The sequence below is a fragment of the Vibrio sp. 10N.239.311.G01 genome (assembly GCF_041465805.1).
Lineage (GTDB): Bacteria > Pseudomonadota > Gammaproteobacteria > Enterobacterales > Vibrionaceae > Vibrio > Vibrio crassostreae_C.
In genome coordinates this window covers 1-5,433 of sequence record NZ_JBFSRM010000055.1, presented here as the reverse complement: position 1 = coordinate 5,433, position 5,433 = coordinate 1, and the positions used below count along the sequence as shown (strand labels likewise).

The 5,433-nt window shown below is 39.1% G+C and carries 2 protein-coding genes and 1 pseudogene; all 3 read right to left on the bottom strand.

Annotated features, from left to right (window positions below; genetic code table 11):
- Positions 1-49 precede the first annotated feature (49 nt).
- A pseudogene (locus AB6D06_RS22205) lies at positions 50-1,164 on the bottom strand (IS3 family transposase); the annotation flags it as partial.
- 95 nt (positions 1,165-1,259) lie between these two features.
- Positions 1,260-3,224 carry an acyltransferase family protein gene (locus AB6D06_RS22200; protein WP_372101471.1) on the bottom strand — a complete coding sequence of 655 codons (1,965 nt, stop codon included), beginning with the start codon at positions 3,222-3,224 and terminating at the stop codon, positions 1,260-1,262.
- A gap of 943 nt (positions 3,225-4,167) precedes the next feature.
- Positions 4,168-4,323 (bottom strand): hypothetical protein, encoded by a 156-nt coding sequence (locus tag AB6D06_RS22195; protein WP_017067104.1) that lies wholly within the window; start codon positions 4,321-4,323, stop codon positions 4,168-4,170.
- Between the last annotated feature and the right edge of the window lie 1,110 nt (positions 4,324-5,433).

Sequence of the window (5,433 nt, the reverse complement as noted above, 5' to 3'; positions counted from 1 at the left end):
ACTCTTTACCATGCTGTTCAAAAAACACTCACGAAAGATCAACACGCCCTAGTTGTTTAAGCTCTCCGAGGGTTTTACATTTATCAAGCAAGAACTCTTGTTTCAGTATTCCATTTACTCTCTCTACTAATGCATTTTGGTAGCAGTCATAACCGTCTGTCATCGAGGGGATTATGCCGCTACTTTTCAACTTATCTTGATAAACACCTGAGCAATACTGGAGACCACGATCAGAGTGATGGATACACGAACGATGATATTGGCGTCCCTTGATAGCCATATCTAGCGCTTTCACAACATCCGTCGACTTCATCTCGTTGCCCATAATTTTCCGACTAAACGCATCCGTTACCAATGAGAGATAGTGAACCCCTTCATCTGAATGGATATAGGTAATGTCACTGACTAACACACCTTCTGGATTGCATGGTTTGTAGTTCTTTAATAAATTCGGATGTTTTTTCATCCAATGCTTAATGTTTGTCGTTTTTGTAAAACTACGTTTAGGTCTTACCAATAATTGTTCATCACGTAAGTAGTTGAAAAGAGCATCTCGACTTAGCTTGATACCTTGTGCTTGCAACTTTGGTTTAAGCAAAAAGTAGAGTTTTCTAGTACCAACCCGAGGCATATAACGTCTAATATCCAACACCATTTGTTTGATGGGTTTAAGTTCCAACTGGCGATGAATAGCTCGTTTTTCTCGTTGATAAACGCTTTGTCTCGTTATCCCGTATAACTTACATACTCGAACTAAACTTATACCTTCCTGTTTTTGAAGGCTTCTTGCTCCTTGGCGAGATACTTTTTTCTGAGGCTAGTTCCGTGTTCAGCATCAAGAATATCAACCACTCTATTTAAAAAGAGATTCTTTATTTTTTCGTCTTCTAACCCTTTTTCAAGGCGTTTTATTTTTTGTGCTGGTGACTCTTTAGGATTAGTTGATTGGTGCATGGTGCTCATCCTTGGAGTTTGCGCCCAATTCACCTTACCGTGCTTTCGAAGCCAAGTTAAAACAGTTGAGCGGCCTTGGATACCATAAATGGTTTGGGCTTGTTTATATGTCATATCGCCTCTTTCTACAGTGGCCACGACCTGTAATTTAAAGCCTAGTGTGTAATCACGCTGAGTGCGATTAACGTAGGTATTATTTGAAGCAGTCATAATTCGTCCTGAAATGTGTAAACACATTTCAGGACGGGGCACAGTAACGAAAAATCCGCCAATAAGGCGACCTTTTAAAATTCGTACAACGAGGTTTATGGTAAATGCTTAGCCATTTCTCTCACTACAAGATCCGCACCATACTTTGATAAGTGATCATCATCATAATATAAAGGAAGCCTTTCTTTCTCTGTGTAACAATATTCCCTATCACACAATGACTTATGTGGATAAACTCTGACCACATTATCCCCCTCAACTCTATCTAACAAAGAAAAGCTATCTTTAGCTCTAGACATATAATGTTCCAAACTAACTTTAGGGTACTCATACTTTTCAAATGCACTGATTTTCCCTAAAAGAGACATTTCCTTACCTATATGGTTATTTATGTCGTTTGGTATATGTATCGCTATTTCAGGCACTGGATATACTAAAATAAGTGTATTGTTTCTCGAAAAAGATTCTAAGCCTGCAATTATATTTTCTTCTAATGACAATGAGTTTGTAGATTCATGATAATAACCAGGAGTAAAGCCGTCTTTACCTCCTCCCTCTTTTTGTCCATATTCATTAACATACATTTTTTGACTTAAATACCATGGCAAGCGCGCAGAGAACACTATTGTTTGTTCTCGAACAGTTGGTATTAATCTAGTTATTTCTGGGGTAACTCTTTCATTGCACGCTTTAGCTAGTGATGAATTACCACTTCTTCTAACATAAGGAATACTCAAACAACCATGTCCTAACTTCTTAACAATTTGATAATTAGAAAACTTTGATTCTAAGCTTGATGACAACGCATCAGCATGACTATCCCCTATTGTTATTATTTTTTTATCTAATATTTCGTCACTACGAATTAACTTTTGCCCTTTAATATTAAAAAGAACTTTAGATAGCTCTCCGTACCTACTAGGTAGGCCATCTGCTTTGATCACCACAGTTGATCCATATACAAGGCCAGCAAACACGAGTAAAAGTAGTGTGAGTTTATATGTTTTCAACTGATTCTTTCTAAATTCGCTCTCTATAAAATAATAGGTTGCAACAGAAAGCAACCCTGAGATGAGAACTAGAAGCAAAAATTGTTCATATCTAAAGTAGTCATGCTTAATCAGCCTGAAAAAAACAAATATTGGTTGATGCCATAAATATAACGAGTAAGAAATCAGGCCTATTCCGACAATAGGCTTTAAAGACATGACATCATTAGATATTTCTCCTTTGTGGGAGAACATTATGAAAAGACACGTCCCCAAAACAGGTAGCAATGTAATGAATGATGGATGTTGAACTTCATGACCAATAAAAATCATAGAATGAACAACTAAAAACATACCGATCATTGGGAGTGATTGGTACGCTATTGATACAAAACTGCCCTTTACTAAATTTTCCGTATTTTTCCGATTATAAAAGGTAACTAAGCCTCCAAGTATTAACTCCCACGCCCGAGTAGGAAGTAGATAAAAAGCCAAATCAGGGTTAAGTTTCACAGTAAAGCTAGAACTTTGTAAGGATATTAAAGCTAAAGCAAGGAGTATCCCAAACATATATCTAGGACAGAATCTGTTAATTGCCCAAACTATAAATGGAAAAACAACATAGAACTGCCACTCAACAGATAAACTCCAAGTATGGAGTAAAGGGCGGTAAATACTTGCGGCTGCTGTGTAGCTATCTTCACCATAGAAAAAATGATTAGAGCCGAAGTACAAAGCTGACTGGAGAGAACTAGCATAAATCACAAAATCATCTGGAAGCAAAATTAAATAAGCCAAACCTGATGTGACCAACAACATTGTCAAGAGTGCTGGTACAATTCGTTTAGCTCTTCTCCAATAAAAATCTCGAAATGAAAACGTTCCTTGCTCCATATAATTTCTAATTATCCCAGTAATTAGATACCCCGACAGCACAAAAAAAACATCGACGCCAAAAAATCCACCTTGAAATAGCTGAAAGCCAAACAATTTTAAATTGGCGTGATAAACAATTACAGCAACAACGGCCAATGCTCTTAAGCCATCAAGCTCTCTACGATAAGACAACATACAAAATCACAATAAAAAATTTGGCTTCATTATAAAGGTAAGGCAAGAAATTATAAATCGTAATGTAACATTCAGCAGGCCTGATATTTCTTTTATGTTAAACGAGCGAGTTAGCTATCAAGAACAGTCCTTAGAGCGCCTTAGTAGCACCAGAATGACTTTTGAATGCCAAATTAGCTACATTTGGCCAAAAATAAGCTATCTTCGGGAGCGAACCTATGGACAAAAATGATAATGGGGCAGCGTTTCGATGAGTTAATTTTTTAACTGGGGGTTATCAAAGCTGTTCAATGGTTGAAAATCATATCTGCAACCATCCGAATTGCAAAAATCTCTGATTCGTTAGTGTTTTAGGTGGGCCATTTATTTTTATGGGATGTTAAGTTCGAGAAAATTGGATTTATTTTAATAAAGGTAGCGGTCATTGACATTATCCCTATGTATTTACCTATCCAGATAGCGTTGTGCACTTAACTCAGTAAGCTTTAGCTTTTGAGTCATCCCACTTACCCATACCAAATTTTCATCCGATAGCTCCTAACACCAGTCTAAAGATTTTGTTGCGCTTATAAAGGGCCTAAGATAATACTCAAATGATTTTATACTTTTGGTTCAGTCGATGCTTTTGGACGTATGATTCCAAAGTCGATGGAAAAAGCGAGGCTCTTTAACTATGAACGTCTACCTCGAGTCAGTCTTAGATGAGAATCACGAGACTCTTCTCGTGCCCGCAGATCATATTGCCTCTTTCGCGAAGGAAAAGTGCAATGTGAGTGCTGCGGGTTGCCATCTTAGCATGACTCACTCGGCGATTTACATTGAGGTTAACGAAAGCATCGGGTGTTTGCATTCCTAAGCACTGGAACAGCTCTTGAGTGATTTTAGAATTTTGCCTGTTAAGCATGTGTGCGAAATGCGAAAAATCTTGCTCTCCCTCGGCACTCTACGAAACGAGATCATGACGCTCACTTGCTGAGTGAGTGTCCTCGGAAAACGCTGCCGCCATATGGTTCTCGAACTCATTACCATAGTCATGTGCACCTTCGCAGATCCAACGTGCGTAGTACTGATCGACCATCGCTGTGCTTTTGTGCCCCATGACTCTTGCGATCCAAGCTTTTGGGGCGCCACTCGTTAGAGCTTACTGACAAAGGTGACGACATTACTTTGGACCAAGGCGAGAGACAACGAAGTGAGCAATGAATTCATCATAAAAGTCATATTTACGTTGTTTACAGATAGTAAACCTATGGTTCCGCTGGCTATTAAGAAAACGAATCACCTTCGATAAGATTTCGTCGACTTCGCATCATGTTGGATTGAATCAAAAGCGAGCAGTGGTCGATAGCCAGTCACTTGGTAGTATTTATGCAATAGCTTGAATTTACTCAGACCCGAGCATTTTATTCACCTTGACTTGATCAAGTACCGCGGTAACACGTACATGCAGCTTAGCATTTTCAAGGTCGATGTACTCCCAGTTCACTGATACGAAGTCCAAGCAGGTTTCCGACTGAAGTAGACTCGACGACTGATACAGCCACTTTTGCTCTGGCAAATACGAGAGATTTCACATTTTGTAAACGACCTAGGTTCTTCTGTGACAACTTTTAAGTTTTCAAATGGATTTAAGTCAGCCAGGTTAAAATTTTATACCAACTCATAAACTGTCCTATCACTGATAGGATATCCCTTATTCGTTTTGTTTATGCGTTTTCCTAATAGGAAATGGTCTCGATAGCGCATCGCATCATCGGTTCCGATCTCAATGATGCCAACATCGGCCTGATGAGAAACGAAGTGTTGAATTCTTTGACGTAGCCTCTCAGAGCTTCGCTGAGACGTTTTAAGGAGAATTTAGAGCGAGATTCGGCGAGGGAGTGAGCGTGTATTATCTGGCGTACAACACAATTCAGCTTGCAACGTCGTCAAGAAGTTCCGTTCAATCGTAATAGAACGAGTCTTAGTCAGCAATGAGCATTTTATATCGAAAAGGAGTCCGACATCGTAGAGGTGCTTAGGTAAGCAAATACGGGTGTAGGGGCGCCAGAGACAATTTTGAGAAGGTACATAGCCTGAGTCAATCCATTTTGAGGAATCAGCTTGCTCCAGATAAGAAAAAAGCCCGCTGATTTCTCAGCGGGCTTTCTAATGGTGGTGGAGGGATAGGGATTTGAACCCTAGAACCGCTATTAACGGTTGCCGGTTT

What these genes read in the sequence shown, in the direction of transcription:
- AB6D06_RS22200 (WP_372101471.1), bottom strand. Translation starts at nt 3,224, where the DNA reads ATGTTGTCTTATCGTAGAGAGCTTGATGGCTTAAGAGCATTGGCCGTT.
- AB6D06_RS22195 (WP_017067104.1), bottom strand. Translation starts at nt 4,323, where the DNA reads ATGGGGCACAAAAGCACAGCGATGGTCGATCAGTACTACGCACGTTGG.